This is a genomic window from Chitinophaga sp. 10T418 (genome assembly GCF_056394125.1).
Genome location: NZ_JBFTHG010000018.1, coordinates 91,879 through 113,169, shown reverse-complemented (window position 1 = coordinate 113,169; position 21,291 = coordinate 91,879). Strand labels below are relative to the sequence as shown.

Genomic DNA, 21,291 nt, shown 5'->3' with positions numbered 1-21,291 from the left:
TCAGCTTTTCCGCCATTTGTATATACCCCGATAAACCAGAAACAGTTTATCCGGTGAAAGAAGTGAATTATTGCCCGATAAATCTCAGTACCTGTCGCTGCTGATTCCCATTGTAAACCTGCACAAAATATAAACCATGTGGTAGCTTTCTGATATCAAGGGTATTGGTATTTGAAGTTTTGAAGCCACGATGCGTACTCGATACCCGGTAAAAATATCATCTGCTTTTTCATCTTCATTATTACAGTTTTAAATAAAGGTTTTTCAGGGCGTACATGTAAGTCTAAACTGCTTCCAGCAGTATTTCACAACGCAATCAATAGATTTTGAAAAAGCAATGGCGATTTCTGGTGTTTGTCTGCAAAAAATACTGATTTCCAGGTAGACGTTTTCGGGATAATGTATCATAAAAACAAGTTCATTACCCGGATCCTCATCTGGCCGAAATTCAGGAATACTTACAAAATGATGATCTGTTAAAATCTAAATTCAACAATTTGGTTTTATTTTAGTAGCCTTATGATTTACATATGCATCAACAACTACCCCTTCTTCTGGCCCTGGTAGCCGCTATCGTTTTGATTGAGATGCTGGCTACCAGGTTAAGGGTCGCCTATCCTGTGTTGCTGGTGATAGCCGGGCTATTGGTCAGTTTTATACCCGGGCTTCCAATAGTGCAGATCGATCCCAACATGATCTTTTTTATTTTCCTGCCACCACTGCTGTCTGATGCAGCCTGGAGCGTCTCCTTTAAGGAAATGAAAAAATGGTGGCGCATGATCGGCAGCTTTGCCTTCCTGGTAGTGCTCTTCTCCGCATTTGCCGTTGCCCTGCTGGCCAACCACCTTATCCCGGGATTTACGCTTGCACTTGGCTTACTGCTCGGCAGCATTGTATCCCCTCCTGATGCGGTGAGTACCGGGGCGATCATGAAATTTGTAAAAATCCCCAGAATAACGGCAGCTATACTGGAAGGCGAAAGCCTGCTCAATGATGCCTCCTCACTGATCATTTTCAGGTTTGCACTGGTGGCCGTAGGCACCGGGCAATTCATTTTTCACGAAGCACTGTTGGATTTTTCCTGGATGATAATGGGAGGAGTAGGTCTTGGGTTGATATTTGGATGGCTCTTCATGCAGGCACATAAATACCTGCCTACAGACGCTCCTTCAGACATTGTCTTTTCACTCATCGAACCCTACTTCCTTTACTGGATTGCCGAGCAGGTACATGGTTCCGGCGTATTGGCGGTCGTGACAGGATGCCTTTTCCTGGCCAACCGGCGTTTCTCCTTTCTATCAAGTTCCAGCCGGGTAAGGGGCCAGAGTTTTTGGGAGGCATTAATCTTTATACTGAACGGTGTTGTGTTTATGCTAATAGGCTTAGAACTGCCGGAAGTTGTGGCCGGACTTCGTGCCGATGGAACCCCATTGACAGAAGCGGTTTATTATGGTCTTTTGGCGACTGCCGTGCTCATCATAGCAAGGATCATCAGTTCCTACGCCGCGATGCTGGCCACACGTATATTCAGACCGGGTGTGGCGGTGAACATAATCAACAACAACCGACGCCGGGCATTGACACTGCCACTGCTAATGGGCTGGACCGGCATGCGGGGCGTGGTTTCCCTGGCGGCCGCACTGGCCATACCAACAACACTTCACGGCGCACCATTTCCCCACAGGAGCCTTATTCTATTCATCACCTTCATTGTCATCCTGCTTACCCTGCTGATACAGGGGCTCACCCTGCCCTATTTTATAAGGCGCTCCAATATCAATAGTCACTTCAAAGAGGAGCCGAAGGACGAACTTAAAGCAAGGGTAAAGCGGCTTATGGTGATCGAAACGGTAAGGCTGCTGAGAGAAAAACACGAGAACGGTCAGCTCACAGATCAAAAGCTGCAACGCATGATCGAACAATGGGAACACAAACTCAAGGAGCCGGAAAACCTGGGATTAAGTGAAACAGCAAAACAGCACTACCTGGAATTGCTCGATGACCAACGAAAATTCCTTATCGGGATAAACAAGGAGCCCGAATGGCCGGATGAAATCATCCACTGGCTGATCTTCCAGATCGACCTGGAAGAAGAACGTATCAAGCTTTTATAGAGATGGAAAAATGATCTCCTTCTTTACCACTAAAAATAAAAAAACCTGCAGTATTTGATGCTGCAGGTTTTTTATTGCATCAGTGTTTTTATTTTATCCCCTAATCCCCGATCTGCACCAGCTGGTCTTCTTCAGGGATCAGGATATTCTTTACCCTCTCCAGAATCATCGACCCTTTAAACCGGTATTTTAAAGGGTAAGCAGGATTGGTAATATCGTCATACCAGTACTCCAGGTATACGGTTGTATAGGTTTTTTCAAGGTAGGGCTGCACTTCATCCATTCTTTTACTAACAGTATAGATACCCTTTTGCTGTGAAAAGTTGATGGTTGGATTATCAGAAGTTAATGTGACCGTGCTATCCTTGTTAAATGTTGCCTTGACCTTATACATTGCCCTGTCCATCGCCTCCTCTTCTGTTACACCTGCAAAAAAGAAGATACTATTTTCACGAACAACCCATGCATTTCTGGAAGGTACAGTCAATGCCGTCTGACTATTCTCATCTCTTGTTCTGTCCCAAACCGCACCGGCAACAGAGTATTTGCCGGAATAGTTATTGAATGGCACTACGCTGATCAGCGCTTTTTTATAATGCTTCAACCGGGATGGCTCATACCTGGAGGTACTAATAATCTGTACAGGCAGAATATATTTATTTACCAGGTCTATCCCTTCCAGTTTTAAATTGAGTTTCAGATAACCAGTATTGGCACCTTTAGGAATGGTTGCGGTAAGTGATTCAAAACTGTAAAAGTCAGCAGGCAGTTCTTTAAAATACAGATCCTGCCGGAGACGAAACCTGTCGAAGTTTAAATTGTCAAGCGTATCTTTATCCAATGCAATGGTAACCTGTACATCATCATTATTGGTAGTGGAACCGCTTAATACAATAGGCACCTTCAGCGGAATGTTTCCTCCCTCCTCTTTGTACTTCACGGATACCTGTACCACGCCATTTTTAGCAAATGCCACATACTTCGTAAATAGCTCCTCTTCCCACTCTTTATTACATGCACTGGCAATAGAAAGTAAAAATAGTCCTGTGAGATAATATATTTTTTTCATCAGTTTTTTTATTTTGTCAGAKACGATAATTTGTAACCCTTAACAACCATATGGCTGTTCTAGTCGAACATGGTCCATCCGGGGTTTTGAGTCAGCTTTCTGTTCTTTCTCAGTTCACTGTGTGAGATAGGCCATAGATACATTTTCTTCACAAAAATGGTAGGCAGGGATGGGATGACCACCGGAATATAAAACAGGTCCCGCTGACTTTCGGTCATATTCATATTACACCCCATTACCAGTGTGGATTCTTCTACGGGGGCGTCTTTCCATCGTCTCAGATCAAAATAGCGATGTCCTTCCGCAAACAATTCAATTTCCCGTTCTCTTTTCAAAGCCTTTCTCAGTCTCTCTTTTGAAGCATACACATTGTTGTCAAAGTCGGGTACTCCTGCCCTGATACGCACCTGGCTGAGATATTTACTTATTTCGGGCACATTCCTTCCTACGGCAATATTCCCGGTACCCTGGTAGTTGGGAATGCTATAGATTCCATTCAATTCATTCATGGCCTCTGCATATATCAACAATACTTCTGCGTATCTGATGGCCGGCTCCACTTTAGGTACTATAAATCCTCCTTCCATAAAAGAATCAAAAGGGTTGTAGTATTTTTTGATCCCTATACCGGTTCTGATATGAAATGCAGGAGACGATGGCTGTTTACCATCCGGGTAGCCGCGGTAATAAAACACCTGCTTATACCGGTCTTCCACTCTTGTGGCGCTGGTGTTTTCCCACATACTTCCGTTATAGGCTACAGAGGCATAAAAGCGGGGCTCTCTGTTGGCATATTGCAAAGAAACATTTGGGGGTAAAGGCCTGTGTTCTTCCTTATTGCTGGTAAAACCAGTTACCCGTGGATTTACCGGCAGGTTGGTTCCGTCGTTCATATAATAGGCATCCACATGCTTCTGTGTCATGCCATGGGTATTCCATCCTTTCAGAGAGAAAGGCATCTGGTGCAGTACCATCATATCTATCCCTTCTGAGCCCTGTTCCGTAACACGGGAAAAGATGATCTCCGGATTAGCAGTATAGCCTAAAGCACCGTTAAACAGCTGGCTGTAAGATTGAAATGGATCTATATCCTTCCATCCCAGTGGGAAACTACTATTGGAATAGAGCGGGTGGTAGGGCGGACTGATTGTTTTTGGTTGTGTGGCGCTTTGATCATCGGCATTGAACGGTGCAGTAAATATTTTATAAACGTTCAGGTCAATCACATCTTTTGCGGCGGCAGCAGCCTTTGCCCATTTTGTATCGTCATATGTTTGCGAGATGAGAGGGCGGCCGGTATTATCCACCAGGTCAGCCATCTCCGCATTTCCATTGAAGAGCGGGCTGGCGCTGAACAGGTATACTTTTGCACGGGCAGCAAGTGCAGCACCTTTTGTTGGCCTGGCTGCATCTCTATTGGTACGCTGCAGCGGAAGATCTTTTGCTGCTGTTGCCAACTCTCCGGTAATGAATTCCACACATTCATCATAAGTGTTTCTTGGCTGGGCCAGGTTTTCATACTCCGTAGTGTAATCGATTCCTTTGTCAGCAACGATCGGTACAGGACCATATTTTCTTAAGAGCAGCCAATAATAGTAGGCCCTGAGAAAACGGGCCTGTGCTTTCTTCTCTGCTATCTCCTCTGTGGTCATCTCCCTGTTTTTATCAATATTGTGTATGAAAACAGAGGCCTTGCGGATCCCTTCGTAGCAGGACGACCAGGACGACTGATCCCAGGTTTCATCGTATTCTCCGTTTTTATATTTGCGGTATTTATCATCCCTGTCACCAAAGAACATATCGTCAGATATAAAATTAAAAGGTGTAAATCCCTTGCTGGCAACTTCTGCATTTTCATTGCGCAGGTGCGTATATGTACTCGCCAGCCATTGATCTGAATAATCTCTTCTTACAAAAATGGTATCTGTATTCTGACGGTCTTTAAAAAAATGATCCATATCCAGATACTTCTTACAGGAGCCCAGTAGTAGTATGCCTGCCAGCGCGCAAAAAAACGGCATCATTACGTTTTTCTTCATAACATTTAATGGATTAAATTGGCTGTTGGTTAAAAATTGATGGTAAGCCCGCCGGTAACTGTTTTTGAAGGAGGATAACTCATACCGTCTCCACTCGCCAGTTCCGGGTCCCAGAGATTCAGGTGATCCCAAACCATGAGATTTTGCCCCATTATATAAAACCTGGCGTTTTTGATATGTGCCCACCTCGTGATCGTTTGGGGTAAGGTATAGCCCAGCTCCATATTTTTTAACCGCAGGTATGCACCATTGCGCAACCAATAGGAAGACGCACGGTAGTTATTGGCATTGCCTCCATAGCTAAGTCTCGGATATTTTGCATCCGGATTTTCTGTGGCAGGATCACCGGAGATCTCCTTTGAGATCCATCTGTTGCCCGGTACCGCCACATCAGAGAGAATATTCCCCCAGCTGCCTTCTACAAAAGGATACACGCTGGGACCAGTAATGAAGTATGATGATTTTCCTGCACCCTGGAAGTGAACATTAAAATCTATTCCATGCCACCTGGCCGACATGCCGATGCCGTAAATCAGGCAGGGAACCCGGGATGCACCAATCGGAACTACGTCGTTATCATCAATAATACCATCGCCGTTTACGTCTTTATATTTGATATCACCGGGCTGGTAAGCACCGAAAGTTTGCCGGGGACTATTCCTTATTTCCTCATAATCCTTAAATAGTCCTTCTGCTATCAGGCCCCTTGCCTGGTTGAAGCGAAACCCCTGCGTCATCTTGTACTTCAGATTATTGGCTTCTTCATCAAAGGCAATCACCTTGTTTTTAAAATAGGTGATATTGCCCCGCAGGGTAATATCCACGGCTTTGATTTTCCGGTTCATATTAAATTGCGCATCAAAGCCCTGATTTTCCATGATGCCCACATTCGCCCACGGCTGACTGACAACACCCACCATGGCAGGCAAATGCGACCGCTGCTTGTAAATATTTTCCCTTCTTTCCCGGAACAGGTCAACCGTTATGGAAAATAAATCCCTCCACATACTCATTTCAAAACCCAGATCCTGTTTGCGCGCAATCTCCCAGGTAAGCTGCTCCGAAGAAACGTTTTTGTAATACAGACCCGGATAAATATTGGGACTGATACTTTCGCCAAAGTTGTAAGTGCCTCCGGATTCAACGGTGCTGAGATAAGCAAAACGGTTATTGCCAAAATTATCATTGCCCACTTCTCCGTAGGAATAACGAACTTTGAGCAGGTCCAGCCAATGGACATTATCCCGGATGAACTTTTCCTCCGAGATGTTCCAGGCGGCGGAAACAGCGGGAAAGAAACCAAACTGGTGACCGGGTTTAAAATTCTCAGAGCCGGTGTAACCGAAATTAAACTCAGCGAGGTAACGGTTATCATACCCGTACATCAAACGGCCCGACACAGACTGATTCCTGCGGGGAATGCCGGTAATGATATCCGACCCGAGGTCCACGGTTTGCCGTTGCTCCCGCTGGAAATATTTGGCCAACGCTTCGATCCTGTGCAGCTTGCCCAGTGACCGGCCATACCTCAGCTCCAATTCATAAACAGATATCCGCTCACCGCCGGATGTCGACTCCTGGAACATCATCGCTTCAGGGGAAATGCGATGCATGATCAGGTTGCCGTTACGGTCACGCCTTTTTTCTACGTTATATTGCTCGGGCCATTTTTTCCTGAGGATCCTATTATCATTATTGGCATCAAAAGCAAGCCTGCCGGTAATTTTCAGGCCGGTGGTGATAAAATCCAGGTTCTGATCTATCACGAAATTGGTTTCCGCTTTGTTCCTCCAGTATTCACGGTAACCGGTCTGTGTGGCAAGCACCCAGGGATTGGTTTTATTACCTGTTCCATAAGAAGGAACCAGCCCGTTGGAATACATTTTCGGAATGGATACGGGCGACTGCCCTACCAAAGAATACCAGATATCATCCTTAAGGCCAGGATAGTTCTTTTTTTCCAGGAAGCCAGCCACCCCTATCCGGAGTAAAGTGGTTTTGGTAATATCCAGATCCAGGTTAATCCTGTAATTCCACCTGGAGAGTTTGGCGTTTGTTTTATATTCTTTCAGAGAAGCATCTGACTTGTACATACCGCCTTCCTCTACGTAGCTTCCGGAAACAAAGAACCTGGCAATGGTAGCACCACCATTGATGTTCAGCGCTGCTCTGTTGTTGTTGGCGCCTGTCTTCAGCATTTCATCCTGCCAGTTCACGTTGGGATACAGGTCCGGGTCCAGTCCGAGGCGGAGTATTTCCAGTTCATTAGGTGTGTAAATCGGTTCCTGGTTCCTGGTTATTTTGGCTTCATTTACCAGGGCGGCATATGCATTTCCATCAACAAAGGAGGGGGTGCGGGTACGGGTATTATAAGTATGTTCTACTTTTCCGTCGATATTTACTTTACCTGTTTTCCCCTTTTTGGTAGTAACCAGTATGACCCCATTCGCACCTCTTGATCCATATATAGCGGTGGCGGAAGCATCTTTCAATACGGAGAAGGATTCTATGTCCTCAATATTTATTTCATTAAAGGGGCGTTCAAAACCATCTACCAGCACCATGGCAGCACTGTTTGCACCGAAAGTGGATATACCTCTTATCCAGAATTCCGATTGGTTGCTGCCCGGCTCACCCGATCCCTGCATGGCGATGACGCCAGCCACGTTGCCCGCCAATGCATTAGTGATATTGGCGGTAGGCGTTCGCAGATCCTTAGGGTTTACCGTGGTGATGGCACCCGTAACTGTGACTTTCTTTTGTGGCCCCACGGCAGTTATTACTACCTGTTCCAGCGCACTGGTATTAGCCGGTTGCATAGTTACATTCACCACGCGGTTATCACGTACTGTTATTTCCCTGGTCGCAAAACCAACAAACGAAAACATCAATGTGTGATAAGGTTCTACCTTAATTTTATATTTCCCATGCTGATCCGTCATGGTTCCCAATCCTACCTTGTCTTTCACAACAACACTGGCGCCTGCCAAAGGCAGGTGATTGGTATCGCTGACGATACCGGTAATTTCAACTGTTTGTTGTGAGAAGGCAGTGATAGAAATAGCAATGAAGATCAGGGATAAGTAAAAAATTCTCATTATAAAGACAATTAGTTTATTCAACGGAGATTGTTCTGATCCTGTGGTTGCCCTGGTCTGCCACGTAAAAAGTACCGGCAGCCTCGTCATAAACGATGCCGCGTGGCAGGTTAAACTGGGCTTTGCGCAGCGGACCGTCTGCATATCCTGATTCACGGGGTCGCCCTGCAAACGTGCTCACCACACCTTCGGGAGTTATTTTCCGGATACAATGATTCTTGGCGTCCACGAGGTAAAAATTATTATTTTTATCAAAGGTGCCCTGCTGCGGATGATCGAACCGTGCATCAGCTCCCACGCCATCGCGGTAGTCGTGCTGGCCTCTTCCTCCCACGAAGTGTACGGGAGCATCCAGTATACCGCTTTCCCTGTTGTACTTTGTTCTGAGGATGTAGCTTTGATTTACCACAACGATATAAGCGAAATCTCCGCTGGGTGCAAACTGGATATTAAACTCCCAATTCACATCATCTACGCGGTACATAAAGCGGGAAGACCTGTTGGTACGGTCCCATTTAAACATCTCTCCTTTTGCATAGGAGTTGAAAAAGAAATCACCTGTTACCGGATTGGCATCACCTCCATTTGTAGTTCTGGAAAAAATCAGTGAGTTCCATTTTGTAAAGCCCGATGCAGGCGTAAGCACTACCGTACTGATTCCACGTTCGTCCCACTGATCGTTGGTAACATAGAGTGTATCAAAAGTAGGGTTAAATGCCAGTGTTCGCGGCCTGTCCAGCCCATTCCCCGTTCTGAACAAAGTTTTCACCGCCGTACGGGCAGAGTCAATAAATCTCAGGCCACGGTATTCTTCCAGCAAATAAAGATTTTTATGCTGGTCAAACGTAAGCCAGTAAGGCTCTTCAAACTGTGCTTTTTTTATATCACCATCTACGATAGCGGTCTTGCCATCTTTGTCTGTAAAGCCAGCCAGCGTGCCTACTACCGGGTTAAAAATATACCTGAAGTTCGTCTTTGATAAAGCCTCTTTCATGTTGGTACCGGATCCCACCTGCACCTTTACTGTTCCCTCTCCGGCCTGTGAAGGCACCAAAGCAAAAATGGCATTATTCTCCACTCCGACCACCGGAGCAGGTACATCATTAATAAATACTTTTACGATACTGGCTTCACTACCAAAGTTGCTGCCGTAAATAATCATCTGGGATCCTACTCCCCCGCTGTCGGGAGTAAATCTCTCCAGGATAACGGCCCTGGACGGATCAAATTTCGCCACTGTATCAGGCGATTTGTTTTTGGAACAGGCAGCCAAAAGCAGACTGCCAAGCACGGCAAAGGGAAGGCTTCGATGAAGCGTTTTCAGGATTTTTTTCATAACGGGTGGCGATGTTAAAAACTCAAAGCATATGTAGTCTTTGATACTTTACATTCATTTTTTTGACGTTGATAAAATGGAATATCGAAGTAGTCTGCAGGACGAAATCCAGTGCAGCCACAGTAACATAATATCCTGCGCTATAGGTATTCAACCATTACTGGCTAATTAAAAGTAAATTTACACTGTACCGGAGAACCCGTACTTCCATTTTGAATCAAAAAAGATCTAATTTGTATCATTCTTGAGCAATAGTTTCTCCCTGCATTGTACGGGGCATCAAATAAATAAATTCCTGATAGCAAGTGATAAAACCGGACATCCCTGATACTGATCAGTCCTGTAGCCAATGATAAACAACCGGTGGAGCATTTTTTAGTAAAACAACCGTTTAATGAATTGCCATTCTGTACTCAGGTGCATTATCTATACGGTAATGATATTTTCCCTGCCAGGGAAAAGCAGCGCACAACCAATATACTTCAGGCATTATGAAGTGGAGAACGGCCTGTCCAATAATTCCGTGATTACCTCACTGCAGGACAAAGACGGATTTATGTGGTTTGGTACACCAGACGGATTAAACAGATTCGATGGTTACAACTTCAGAATTTTCAGGATCGGGGACGATAACCCTAATTCCCTGAACAACAACCCTATTTTTCATCTGTACCAGGATGTTAAAGGAACCTTATGGGTGGCCACATTAAAAGGGCTGTATTATTTAAACACGAAAGACGGATGCTTCATCAGGCTGCCACACACAAAAGGGCAGCTCGTCCGCGTAATACATGGCGATGCGCACAACAATATCTGGTTTGTGGAAGGGGCCCATTTATACAAATACAATACGGATACCAAACGAACAGAGACCTACCATCAGCCACCCCTGCAAAACATCACCACACTTTATAAGTCCGAAGACGGCGCCATGTGGCTGGGTTGCGCAAATGGTATGTTGGCAAAATATGACAGCAGCCATAACAATTTTATCTACTATTCCTCCGATAAAATTGTGAGAACAGCCAATACTATTGAAACCATTTGTGAAGACAAAGAAAATGAATGCTTATTCATCGGCACTTCACAAACGGGGTTATTGAAATTTGACCTGCGCCGGCAGCAGTGGACAGCCGTAACATTGCCAGCCGCCAAACACCAGCAACTATTTATCAGAAGCCTGCTGAAAGTCAGCAACAGGGAATACTGGATAGGTACCGAATCCGGCTTATACATACTGAACACCCATACAAATGATATACAGCACATTTATAAAATCCCGCATGATCAATATTCCTTAACCGATAACGCCATTTATTCGATGTGCAAAGACAGGGAAGGTGGTATCTGGCTGGGTACTTTTTTCGGAGGTATCAATTATTACGCACATCATCCTATCGCCTTTGAAAAATTCTTTCCAACATCTGCCGGCACTTCCATAGAGGGAAATGTGGTGCGGGAAATCGTTCAGGATAAATACGGGAAAATATGGGTAGGCTCAGAAGATAAAGGAATCGCCGCGTTTGACCCGGATAAAAAAACCTTTATTAATTACAATAATGAAAACAAACGGGCAGCCGATTTACCCAATAATATACACGGACTTCTCGCCGATAACGATCACCTCTATATCGGAACATTTAAGGACGGGCTGTATGTTTTTGATCTGAAGACCAACAAAGTCAAACAACATTATGCGGCCTTCACCAACAATGGGTTAAACAGCAATTATATTAATATCCTTTATAAAACCGCCGCTGGAAACATACTGGTAGGCACTTCCAACGGCATCTATAATTTTGATAAAACAAACGGGAAATTCCATTACTTGCAGGACCTGATGCCCGATGAGTTTTATTCTGCTATCACACAGGACAGCAAAGGACGTATCTGGATGGGCACACATGCCAACGGCATTTTTTACATAGACCCGGGACAGAGAGCGAAAAAACTTTCCGTACAGTTAAACAACACCTACCCTTTCGACAATACCAAAATCCTGAACTTCCTGGAGGATGACCACCATCATCTGTGGATATGTACTGAATCCGGTCTCTTCGACCTCGACCAGGCCAACGGTACTGCCAGGGTTTACAACACTACCTCCGGGATGCCCAGTAATATTGTGTACAGCACCGTCCGGGATGATCATAACAATATCTGGGCATCCACATCAAAAGGGTTGGCATATATAGAACGGAAATCCGGGCAGATAAAAACCTTTAAGCAAAGCGATGGCTTATTAAGCGACCAGTTCAATCACCGCTCTTCGTTTAAGGATCCCGAAGGAAATATTTACTTTGGCTGCCTGAAAGGGCTTATAAGATTCAATCCCGACAACTATACCACTACCGGCTATACGCCACCCATTTATATTACCCAGTTACAGGTTTTCAATAAAGATGTTACCATTAATTCCCGTCATCTCTTTTCCGACTATCTCTTCCGGCAGGGAAATAAGATCCTGCTGCCATATAACAACTCTACCTTCAGCCTTGATTTTGTAGCGCTCAGTTATACCGCGCCTGACAATATCCGGTACGCCTATATGCTGGAAGGTATTGATAAGGGCTGGAATTATGTAGATAAGAACAAAATCATGCATTTTTATAACCTGTCGCCGGGAAACTATATCATTAAAATAAAGTCGACCAACAGCAGTAGCTTATGGGTATCCAATGAAACCTCCTTTATGCTTGAAATAACGCCGCCGTTCTGGAAAACCGGTCTGGCTTATCTTTTCTATATGCTACTCCTCCTTACGATCGCATATTTTGTTACAAAATATTATCACAACAGGTACAAAGAAAAACAACTTCGGTTGATGGAAATCTTTACGCTGAATAAGGAAAAAGAGCTGTATCAATCCAAGATCGACTTTTTCACAAAAGTAGCGCATGAGATAAAAACACCGCTTACTTTAATCAAGATACCGATGAGTAAGATCCTTAAAAATGTGGAAGCCATCCCGGAAATGAAGCACGAGGTAATGGTGATGAATAAAAATACGGACAGGTTGCTTACATTAACCAGTCAGTTACTGGATTTCAGGAAGGTGGAATCGGGCCATTACTCATTACACCTAGCCGCCAGGAATATCGTACCCATCATCGAAGAAGTATATAACGACTTTCAACCCGCCATCAATCCTAAAAGAGTGACTTACCGGCTGGAAATCGACACACCGGCAATCATCTGCAATATTGACGATGATGGATTAATTAAGATTGTAAGTAACCTGATAGATAATGCCATCAAGTATGGCCGTTCTAAAGTTATATTAACCATTGCAGCATCGGAGGAGCAGGCCTACATCCGTATCACAAACGACGGCAGCATTATCCCGGAAGAAGAAAGGGCCAGCATCTTTGAGCCATTTCACCGATCAGGCAATACCACTGCTACCGGAACAGGCATAGGACTATCCCTCGCCAAATCCATTACCTTGCTTCACCAGGGCAGCCTGGAATATACTACAGACGGGGAAAATAATATTTTCACATTGACGCTGCCCTTACTAAAAACGTAAACACAATAACAACGAGAGGGATTTATTAATCCATGCGCATCGTTACCTTATCAATATATTCAGACGGAGACATGTTAAAATACTTATAGAAATTCCTTCTGAACTGACCCGGTGAATTATAGCCGGCTTCCTCCGCCAGCTCATTCACCCGATGGTTACCGGAATTGATCAGATCCGCTGCTTTCTTTAGTCGGGTGAGATTAATGATATCATGAGGAGATAGATCGGATATGGATTTTATTTTGCGATAGAGTGTAGGTTTACTCATATTCATGAGTACACAAAGCCGTTCCACATCCAGCTGTGTTTCATACAGGTGCCCCAGAATGGTGCTTACGATTTGTTCCAGGAAGGCTTCATCCATTTTGGAGTGGGCAATGCTGTTGATGTGTACCAGCGGCGACCTGGCATAACTTTCTTTCAGTTTCACCCTGCTTGCCAGCAGGTTTTCTATCTGTGCATACAAATGCTCCAGAGAAAAAGGCTTTTCTATATAGGCATCAGCGCCTGCTTTCAGGCCTTGTATCCTGGCCTGCAGGGTATTTTTAGCTGTCAATAAAATGATGGGGATATGACTCAGTTCCAGGGTGAGCTTGATCCTTTCGCATAGTTCAAAGCCGTCTACCAGGGGCATCACTACATCCGACACCACCAGCTGGATATATTCCTGCTGCAAAACCGGAAGCGCCTCATCGCCATTTCTGGCGGTATGGACCATATAATTGTCTTTCATATCGTGCGACAAATAATCCAGGATATCTTCGCTATCGTCAACAATCAGGATCCCTGGCTTAGTCGTTTTCAGAATTTGGCTGATCCCCTTCATGGTATGCTCTTTATTATTTAGAGACGGTATATAGGTTTGGGCTGACAAGTACGGCTATAAGGATATCATTTCAAAAGATAAAACATATTTCCGGAAATCCATGAGCCATTATTTTGAAACGGAATAGGGTAAATCTTCCGGCCGCAATTTTCTTTGCAGGTCGGCGGTATTTTTCATATCAAAGGAGAGCGTTCCTCCTGCTGTAATATCCTGATAGGTGATAAACGTTTTGGAATAGGCCTTACCATTCAACAAAGCATGGTGGGTATAGACATTCTTATCTGAATTACCGTTTGCTTCAATAACAAACTTCTTCCCGTTCTCCTGGGTAATGGTGATCTTCTTAAACAAAGGACTGCCAAATACATATTCATTTGTTCCCGGGCATACGCTGTAAAAGCCCAGGGCACTTAATACATACCAGGAGGAGGTTTGCCCCTGGTCTTCATCGCCCGGATAGCCGTTCTCAGAAGCATTATATAATCGTCTCATTACTTCCCTTGCATGCAATTGCGACTTCCAGGGTTGCCCTCCATAGTTATACAGGTATACCATATGCTGGATCGGTTGGTTTCCATGTGCGTATTGCCCCATATCAGCCATCACCATTTCCGTCATTTCATGTATCATAGATCCGTAGGTACCTACTTTTACATTGTTGGGCTGTGTAAATACGGAGTCCAGTTTTGCGCAGAAAGTGGCATCACCGCCCAGCATTTTTTTGAGACTGTTTATATCATGGAATACAGACCACAGGTAATGCCAGGCATTACCTTCCGTAAAGGGTCCGCCCCATTCAATCGGATCAAAATTCTTTCCCCAGTTACCGTTTTCATCTTTGCCGCGCATAAAACCCGTAGTGCTGTCAAAAACATTCCGGTAGTTCCACATCTTCTTCTCAAATCCCTCCCGGTATTTTTCCTGCTTTGTTGCTACCGCAAGCGTATAGGCGCAAAAATCATCGTAGGCATATTCCAGCGTTTTTGCAGTTGCTTCGCGGTATTTTGGATAGGGTACATAACCTGAACGGTTATACTCGGCATAACCATCCCGTCCGTTTGCCGGCCCCCAGGGGCCTTTATTATTGGATTCATGATAGTAGGCATCCAGCGCAGTTGATGGGTCAAACGTACGTATCCCTTTGGCCCATGCGTCAGCGAGGAGTGTGATGGCATGATTGCCGATCATACTGCCCTGTTCATTCGGAAAAGACCAGGATGGCAGCCACCCACACTGCTTATAGGCATCCAGCAGGGCCTGCATGTATCGCCCGTGCATTTGCGGATACAATAATGCATTCAATGGAAACTGTGCCCGGAAAGTGTCCCAGAAGCCGGTATCGGTAAACATATAACCTTCATGCACCTTACCATCGTATGGACTGAAATAATAGGGATTTCCATTTTTATCCAGTTCGTAAAACTTTCTTGAAAACAGACTGGCCCGGAAAAAGCAGGAGTAAAAGGTGGCTTTATCCGCCTCTTGTCCGCCCTCCACCTGTATCCGTGACAGATGTTCGTTCCAGGTCTTCTTTGCAGCCGCCTTTGTTTGTTCCAGTGTTTTATGCCCGCCTAACTCCTGTCGTAAGTTAAGTTGGGCCTGTTGTTCGCTGATATAGGAGGAAGCCGTTTTAGCCTGTACAATGGCCCCCTCTTTGAACTGCAGGTACACTCCCACTCCTTTTCCTTCTGCTACGGTTTTCCCGGCCTGAATGGAACCAGATACATTTTCCCAGGTACCATACGCCGTAAACGGCGTATCAAATACCAGTACAAAAAAGCTCTTCCATCCTTGCTGAAATCCTCTCCCATTATTCACAAAGCCGGTAATCATTTTTTCTTCCGGGTATATTTTCACGCCGCTTAAACCAGTATAGCCATCTAAAATAAGATATGCCTTGTGTTGCCCTGGAAAAGAAAATCTCATATGCGCTCCTCTTTCCGTAGGCGCCATTTCAGTAGTAATTCTGTTGCTAAGTGTTACTTTATAATAGTAGGGCCGGCCCGTTTCATGTTCATGGTCAAAACCGGTAGCCCTTTGGTCTTCCTTCACTGCCAGACTATCCATAACGGGCATCAGCGAAAAAACAGCATAATCATTTGACCAGGAGCTACACTGGTGCGCCTGTTGAAAGCCTCTGATACTTTTTTTGTGATACTGGTATTTCCAACCATCTCCGTTGTTGCCTGTCTGCGGCGTCCAGGTGTGCATTCCGAAAGGAAGCGCAGTGGTTGGGTAGGTATTGCCTCTTGTCAACTCATGCCTGGAATTGGTGCCCTGAAGGGTATTTACATAATCTGCAAGTGCTGTTTGCTGACAGCATGCATTTGCAGCAGCTGCCAGCTGGATAATCATAACGGTCAATAATTTCTGCATACAACCAGATGTATAGGTTAATAAATTCAGGCACCTACCTAAAAACAAATATAAAACAGGTGAACCGTTTTTTACAGCCACCGTTATTTACGCAGCTTATCCTCTAATACTTTCATGAAATATCCTCCCACCACGCTTCTTGCCTGAAACCCTCTCTGTTCTCCATTGGTGGTTTCATGCCAGTCGCTCAGTGGTACCCTGCTGGTAGTTTCTAAAGTGTACTTCTGAAGTGGCAGAATGAATTTTTCAAATTCAGCTTTATCGCTTGCCAATACGGCCGTCCATATAATCCAGTCGGACTTGGTATACGTCTTACGTGAATCGAGGGGCAATCCATACGCCTCTTGCTTAGACAGGTAATAGCTTATTTCCTTATCAAATACACTTTCCGGGAAAAGGTTAAATGCCAGTACTTTATCCCACACCAGGTTATATTTCTGGCTCCAGGTATTTTTATTTTCAAATGACAAACTGTAGTGATCTCCGGCATCCGCCAGTTTCATCCAGTTTTGCGCCATAGATTGGCAGCGGCCCAGGTAATACTGCGCATCTGCTTTATATCCCAACATATCTGCAAGAAAGGCGTAACTCCTCAATGCCATGATGGCCTTTGCAGAAAGGTTTACATTCCTGGCCAGGTGACCGGCAAAATCATCGGTGCAAAGCTGGTTGGCCGGGTCAAACCCTTCTTTGTCGAGGTACTTTATCCACGTGGTAAGCGTAGACCAATGTTTCCTGGCATAACTGGCATTACCTTCCGCTTTGGCAATGGCTGCTGTCAGTATCAGCATATTCCCGGCTTCTTCCACCGGCATATCTTCGCCATATACCTGTCCGTTTGCAATCGGGTAAGTACCCAGGTCGTGGGCAGCAAAAGGTTTGGTCCATTTGCCGCTTTCACTGTAATGAAAGATACCATTCATCATACCTTTTTCCAGCTCAGGGTTGTAAGCAATGAACAATGGGGCCGAAGGATAGGTCAGGTCCACGGTAGCAATGCAGCCGTTACTGAAATTTTCTTTGGATAAAAACAACAGCTCTTTCTGCGGGCTTTCCACTAACGCATGTGCCGCAATGCTCTGCCGGTAAGCCAGCTCACACAATTCGGCATACGCTGCTCCACCCGTATTCAGTGCATCTGTGTAGATGGTATCCTGAAAATGTTTCACCTTTTCCATAACGGCATCATAACCACCGGCCGCCGCGTTCATTAAAGCATCAAAACGACGGTTGCCGTTGTTATTCCACCAGGGGCGCAGGTCTTCATTGAAATACCGGATAGCAAATACTTCATCATATCCAAGCATCATGAACTTTGTCACAGCGTCATTGCCTACCTGGCCAAATGAAATCACGGTATTCAGATTTAAATGTTTTCCTGTTATGCTGGCAGGTCCTTTATATTGATCGTGTAAAAACTGGTGTATACCGCTTTTTTCACCAACGGAAATATACTGCCTGGAATAGTCTTTCGGGGCGCCTACGTAAAAATAGCCCCAGTCGATACGCAGATCATCACCCGCTTTTTTCAATACAGGTTGCGCAACTGTTCCTACCTGCAACAACTTCACATCGCCGGATGCGCCGGCCTTTGCAGTCACCTGCTCTCCCGGCAGATTGGTGGCAATATTGGAGGCCGCCGTTAAAAATACAGCGATGTCATGTTTATTTCCATCGTTAGCCTTTACCTGGTAGCTCACATAGGATATAGGTGTGGAAAGCAGCGCCAGGTCTTTTATCAGCAAAGGAGATGTAAAGGTTAATACAAGATCTGCTTTCCCGCAGGAGAAGTGATAGGTGGTTTCCATCGCCTTGATATCTACCTCCTGCTGTACCGCCTCCCGGATTATGTTACCATCTGCATTTTCCGTCCGTCTCACGATGCCGGCATCCAAAAAACGGCCACCGGCACTATTGCGTACGTGAAAAGCCAATACATTTTTACCGGCTCTCAGGTTACCTTTCAGTTGCTGTTGCAGATCCAGGAAAGTATAATTATTTACCCAACCTTGTTTTTGATAGATATGTTGACCATTCAGATAGATGTCGATATTATCATCGTGGTTAATTTTCAGGAACAGGTTATCAAAGCTCACTTTGTCACCCAGGGTAAATGTCCTTCTCGCCCAGATATCATCCGTATTCCAGAAGGTTTTTGCCTTTCCCTTATCGTCCGAAAAAGGCGCCTTCCCCGTTTTCCATGCTCCGTCATTAAACCCGGCTTCATACCAGCCCTGGCCGGGATCACTCAAAGTATAAGCCATCTCATATGACTGCTCATCTGCTGCGGGTAGCACCGTCAGATACTCTTCAGCTTCCTTTCCAAGAAAACGATAATAAGCATCATCCACTTTAATAACTCCTATCAGGGAATGCTCCGCTCCTGTCCAGTGTCTGGTAACAGACCCATTCAGCTTGTCAGAACTACTCCATATACTGAAATAGGGAGTATGCGTTATAAGAGGATAGCTGGGAGCCTTTTGCTGCTGTGCGGGAGAGATCACAGACTGGAAGAAAATACCTACAAGAATAACCGTCATCCTGCAATACCGACTAAACAACATTGTCATAATTAATTTTTTGTTCCTTTTTAAATTGCTGCTATTGTTAGATTCCATTTTACTAAGTGGGGCAAATTTCTAATAAACGGGGTAAGGTAGATAGTCAAAATGTCTCAATATCAGATCAAATTGACTCAATTTCGCTGCTGGTAGTTACTCAATGGCTAGCCAGGAATGACTATTTACAGCGGAAAGAGATGTTTTTTCTCCTTCTTTTAAAATATCTTCCGTGTACAAACGTCTTCTAGAATAACAAAATACATGTTTGACATATCTACTTTATAAATGGCAAAAAGACTTCCGCTGATCATCCTGCTCTGGCTGGGTACTGATCTTTATTTTTATCAGGCTATACAAACTCTTGTAAATTCCGGTGCATTGTTGTGGAGCTATTGGCTCATCGATCTGCTGTTAATGAGTGGCATAGTAGCCGTGATTTTTGCGCGACGTGGTTCTCGCTCCCAGCAAACGTTGATTACCTGGCTCATGGGACTGATGCTGCTGGCTTTTGTTCCCCGCTTATTTTCGCTCCCGGTTTTACTGGTGGAGGATATTACCCGGCTCTTTCGTGGGTTCCCCCCGAGGGCACTATGGGTAAGTGAACTGACTTTAGCCACAGCCGCTGTGCTGCTACTTGTTGTGCTGTTCGGTATTACGCGCGGGCGGCATTTTTATCGCGTAAGGCGTGAAACAATCTCTTTCCCGGATCTCCCCGAAGCTTTTGATGGTTTTACTATAACACAGATAACAGACGTCCATTCCGGCAGCTTTACCAACGCCGGCGGCGTACAGAAAGGGCTGGACCTGGTCAATGCCCAGCACAGCGATGTCATTCTGTTCACCGGTGACCTGGTTAACAACCAGGCATCAGAAATGGCCAGATGGATACCTGCTTTTGCAGCACTGAAAGCGCCGATGGGTAAATTCTCGGTGTTGGGGAACCATGATTATGGCGATTACATTCACTGGGAGACGCCCGAAGCCAAACGTACCAACCTGGCCCGGTTAAAACAAGTACATGCTGAAATCGGTTTTCGCCTGCTGCTGGATGAGGCGATCACCCTTCAAAAGGACGGTCAGTCCATTACCCTCTTAGGCGTGGAAAACTGGGGTAAGGGTGGCTTCCATCAATACGGTGACTTAAAGAAGGCCACCGCCGGCGTGCCCGATGATGCTTTTAAAATCCTGATGTCACATGATCCCTCGCACTGGGAAGGCGTAACCCTTGAGCATCATCAGCACATTCATCTCACATTATCAGGTCATACACATGGCATGCAGTTCGGCATCGAATTATTTGGCTTTAAGTGGAGCCCCATCAAATACGTATACAAGCAATGGCTGGGGCTTTACCAGGACAACGGGCGCTTTTTGTATGTCAACCGTGGCTTTGGCTTCCTCGGACTAAAAGGACGAATCGGTATGTGGCCGGAAGTAGCAGTGATTACCTTAAAACGTAAATCATGATCCACAACAAAGCATCCCAGCTTTGTTGTGGTGTTCAGGCACAACATTCATTTGAGTCGCCTTTAAGTGGTGATTGGAAGTTGTTGGCGGCAATCAAACCGGGAAATGATCTCAGCCCACCACTAAATGATTTACGGACGTCTTCAACTGGTATAATTTTCTGAAAACCGCGGTATGCAAAAATAAAATGGTGGCAGGAGCAAATGCGGGAAACCATGAAAACGGGAATACAGTCATTTCCCTGAGATTCCCGTTGGCACCGATCATCACGGCAATCGTCAGCAAATCCACAATGTCCAGGATACCAAAAATGTTCCAGGCATAAACAGCCAACTTCCACCCTGGACTACGCTTTGCAACCATCCTTGCCACAGGCAATGCTAAAATTGCAGTAATAATATCTCCGAAGCCGGCAAAAAAAGCAAATGTTGCAGGAAGCAGGTGATAGCTCTGAAGAATGATAAAAAATACGCCAAGAACCCGAAATATGTGCAAGGAGATCAGTGATTCCAGTTTAATTGAATAGAGTAAAGTCTTAAATAGACTGGTATTCCCGATAAAACCAAACAAGAAGATAGCTAACGGCAACCCAGCCCATACCGTTACTTTAGGAGGAAGGGAATTGACTTCAAATGCACCTTTCAAAGAAAAAAAAGAAACGTAGACAAGAAAGGCAACATAAAAACTAAGAATACCCATCTGGATATTTACTGCTTTGCGCGGCGTCATACCGGCGTCCAGCGCTGCTTGCCTTACCCGCCCGGTGATGAAAGCGATAAAAAAAAGAAAACTCCCGATAAATAGTACGATGGCCCAAAGGGGCATTCCTGATATATGATTTTCCATTTGAAATAGTGTCTTTGTTTAGAAAACAAA

At 45.0% G+C, this 21,291-nt stretch carries 11 protein-coding genes and 1 pseudogene; 3 read left to right on the top strand and 9 right to left on the bottom strand.

Annotation, left to right across the window (positions count from 1 at the left end):
- Nucleotides 1–67 precede the first annotated feature (67 nt).
- Nucleotides 68–172 (bottom strand): annotated as a pseudogene (locus AC1DCV_RS33215) (T9SS type A sorting domain-containing protein); the annotation flags it as partial.
- 358 nt (nt 173–530) lie between these two features.
- Here AC1DCV_RS33215 and AC1DCV_RS33210 point away from each other — a divergent pair.
- The gene (locus AC1DCV_RS33210; protein WP_477027203.1) at nt 531–2,114 is read left to right on the top strand and encodes a Na+/H+ antiporter; all 1,584 of its coding nucleotides are present in this window, start codon (nt 531–533) and stop codon (nt 2,112–2,114) included.
- Nucleotides 2,115–2,214: 100 nt separating this feature from the next.
- On the opposite strand, the gene AC1DCV_RS33205 is transcribed toward AC1DCV_RS33210, so the two are convergent.
- From AC1DCV_RS33205 to AC1DCV_RS33190, 4 genes are read right to left on the bottom strand one after another with little or no spacing between them, the layout of a single operon-like run.
- Nucleotides 2,215–3,183, bottom strand: a complete 969-nt coding sequence (locus AC1DCV_RS33205) for a DUF4973 domain-containing protein (RefSeq protein ID WP_477027202.1) — start codon at nt 3,181–3,183, stop codon at nt 2,215–2,217.
- 59 nt (nt 3,184–3,242) lie between these two features.
- Nucleotides 3,243–5,222, bottom strand: coding sequence for a RagB/SusD family nutrient uptake outer membrane protein (locus AC1DCV_RS33200; RefSeq protein ID WP_477027201.1), 1,980 nt, complete (start codon nt 5,220–5,222; stop codon nt 3,243–3,245).
- A gap of 29 nt (nt 5,223–5,251) precedes the next feature.
- Nucleotides 5,252–8,320 (bottom strand): SusC/RagA family TonB-linked outer membrane protein, encoded by a 3,069-nt coding sequence (locus tag AC1DCV_RS33195; RefSeq protein WP_477027200.1) that lies wholly within the window; start codon nt 8,318–8,320, stop codon nt 5,252–5,254.
- Nucleotides 8,321–8,336: 16 nt separating this feature from the next.
- Nucleotides 8,337–9,656 (bottom strand): IPT/TIG domain-containing protein, encoded by a 1,320-nt coding sequence (locus tag AC1DCV_RS33190; RefSeq protein WP_477027199.1) that lies wholly within the window; start codon nt 9,654–9,656, stop codon nt 8,337–8,339.
- A gap of 394 nt (nt 9,657–10,050) precedes the next feature.
- On the opposite strand from AC1DCV_RS33190, the gene AC1DCV_RS33185 reads away from it, so the two are divergent.
- The gene (locus AC1DCV_RS33185; RefSeq protein ID WP_477027198.1) at nt 10,051–13,185 is read left to right on the top strand and encodes a ligand-binding sensor domain-containing protein; all 3,135 of its coding nucleotides are present in this window, start codon (nt 10,051–10,053) and stop codon (nt 13,183–13,185) included.
- 25 nt (nt 13,186–13,210) lie between these two features.
- Here the strand turns inward: AC1DCV_RS33185 and AC1DCV_RS33180 are convergent, their stop codons facing one another.
- From AC1DCV_RS33180 to AC1DCV_RS33170, 3 genes are all read right to left on the bottom strand, one after another.
- Complete coding sequence (locus AC1DCV_RS33180; RefSeq protein WP_477027197.1) at nt 13,211–14,011, bottom strand: response regulator; 801 nt, start codon at nt 14,009–14,011, stop codon at nt 13,211–13,213.
- 108 nt (nt 14,012–14,119) lie between these two features.
- Entirely contained in the window at nt 14,120–16,387 is a 2,268-nt protein-coding gene (locus AC1DCV_RS33175) for a GH92 family glycosyl hydrolase (RefSeq protein ID WP_477027196.1), read from the bottom strand.
- 83 nt (nt 16,388–16,470) lie between these two features.
- Nucleotides 16,471–18,957, bottom strand: coding sequence for a glutaminase domain-containing protein (locus AC1DCV_RS33170; RefSeq protein ID WP_477027195.1), 2,487 nt, complete (start codon nt 18,955–18,957; stop codon nt 16,471–16,473).
- A 276-nt stretch (nt 18,958–19,233) separates the two neighbouring features.
- Here AC1DCV_RS33170 and AC1DCV_RS33165 point away from each other — a divergent pair, with 276 nt between their 5' ends.
- Nucleotides 19,234–20,415, top strand: a complete 1,182-nt coding sequence (locus tag AC1DCV_RS33165; RefSeq protein WP_477027194.1) for a metallophosphoesterase — start codon at nt 19,234–19,236, stop codon at nt 20,413–20,415.
- Nucleotides 20,416–20,526: 111 nt separating this feature from the next.
- Here the strand turns inward: AC1DCV_RS33165 and AC1DCV_RS33160 are convergent, their stop codons facing one another.
- Entirely contained in the window at nt 20,527–21,261 is a 735-nt protein-coding gene (locus AC1DCV_RS33160; RefSeq protein WP_477027193.1) for a hypothetical protein, read from the bottom strand.
- Nucleotides 21,262–21,291 lie beyond the last annotated feature (30 nt).

Excerpts from the sequence above, each read along its gene's own strand:
- AC1DCV_RS33195 (WP_477027200.1), bottom strand. The coding sequence starts at position 8,320 with ATGAGAATTTTTTACTTATCCCTGATCTTCATTGCTATTTCTATCACT.
- AC1DCV_RS33205 (WP_477027202.1), bottom strand. The coding sequence starts at position 3,183 with ATGAAAAAAATATATTATCTCACAGGACTATTTTTACTTTCTATTGCC.
- AC1DCV_RS33180 (WP_477027197.1), bottom strand. The coding sequence starts at position 14,011 with ATGAAGGGGATCAGCCAAATTCTGAAAACGACTAAGCCAGGGATCCTG.
- AC1DCV_RS33210 (WP_477027203.1), top strand. The coding sequence starts at position 531 with ATGCATCAACAACTACCCCTTCTTCTGGCCCTGGTAGCCGCTATCGTT.
- AC1DCV_RS33190 (WP_477027199.1), bottom strand. The coding sequence starts at position 9,656 with ATGAAAAAAATCCTGAAAACGCTTCATCGAAGCCTTCCCTTTGCCGTG.
- AC1DCV_RS33185 (WP_477027198.1), top strand. The coding sequence starts at position 10,051 with ATGAATTGCCATTCTGTACTCAGGTGCATTATCTATACGGTAATGATA.
- AC1DCV_RS33170 (WP_477027195.1), bottom strand. The coding sequence starts at position 18,957 with ATGACAATGTTGTTTAGTCGGTATTGCAGGATGACGGTTATTCTTGTA.
- AC1DCV_RS33200 (WP_477027201.1), bottom strand. The coding sequence starts at position 5,222 with ATGAAGAAAAACGTAATGATGCCGTTTTTTTGCGCGCTGGCAGGCATA.
- AC1DCV_RS33175 (WP_477027196.1), bottom strand. The coding sequence starts at position 16,387 with ATGCAGAAATTATTGACCGTTATGATTATCCAGCTGGCAGCTGCTGCA.
- AC1DCV_RS33160 (WP_477027193.1), bottom strand. The coding sequence starts at position 21,261 with ATGGAAAATCATATATCAGGAATGCCCCTTTGGGCCATCGTACTATTT.
- AC1DCV_RS33165 (WP_477027194.1), top strand. The coding sequence starts at position 19,234 with ATGGCAAAAAGACTTCCGCTGATCATCCTGCTCTGGCTGGGTACTGAT.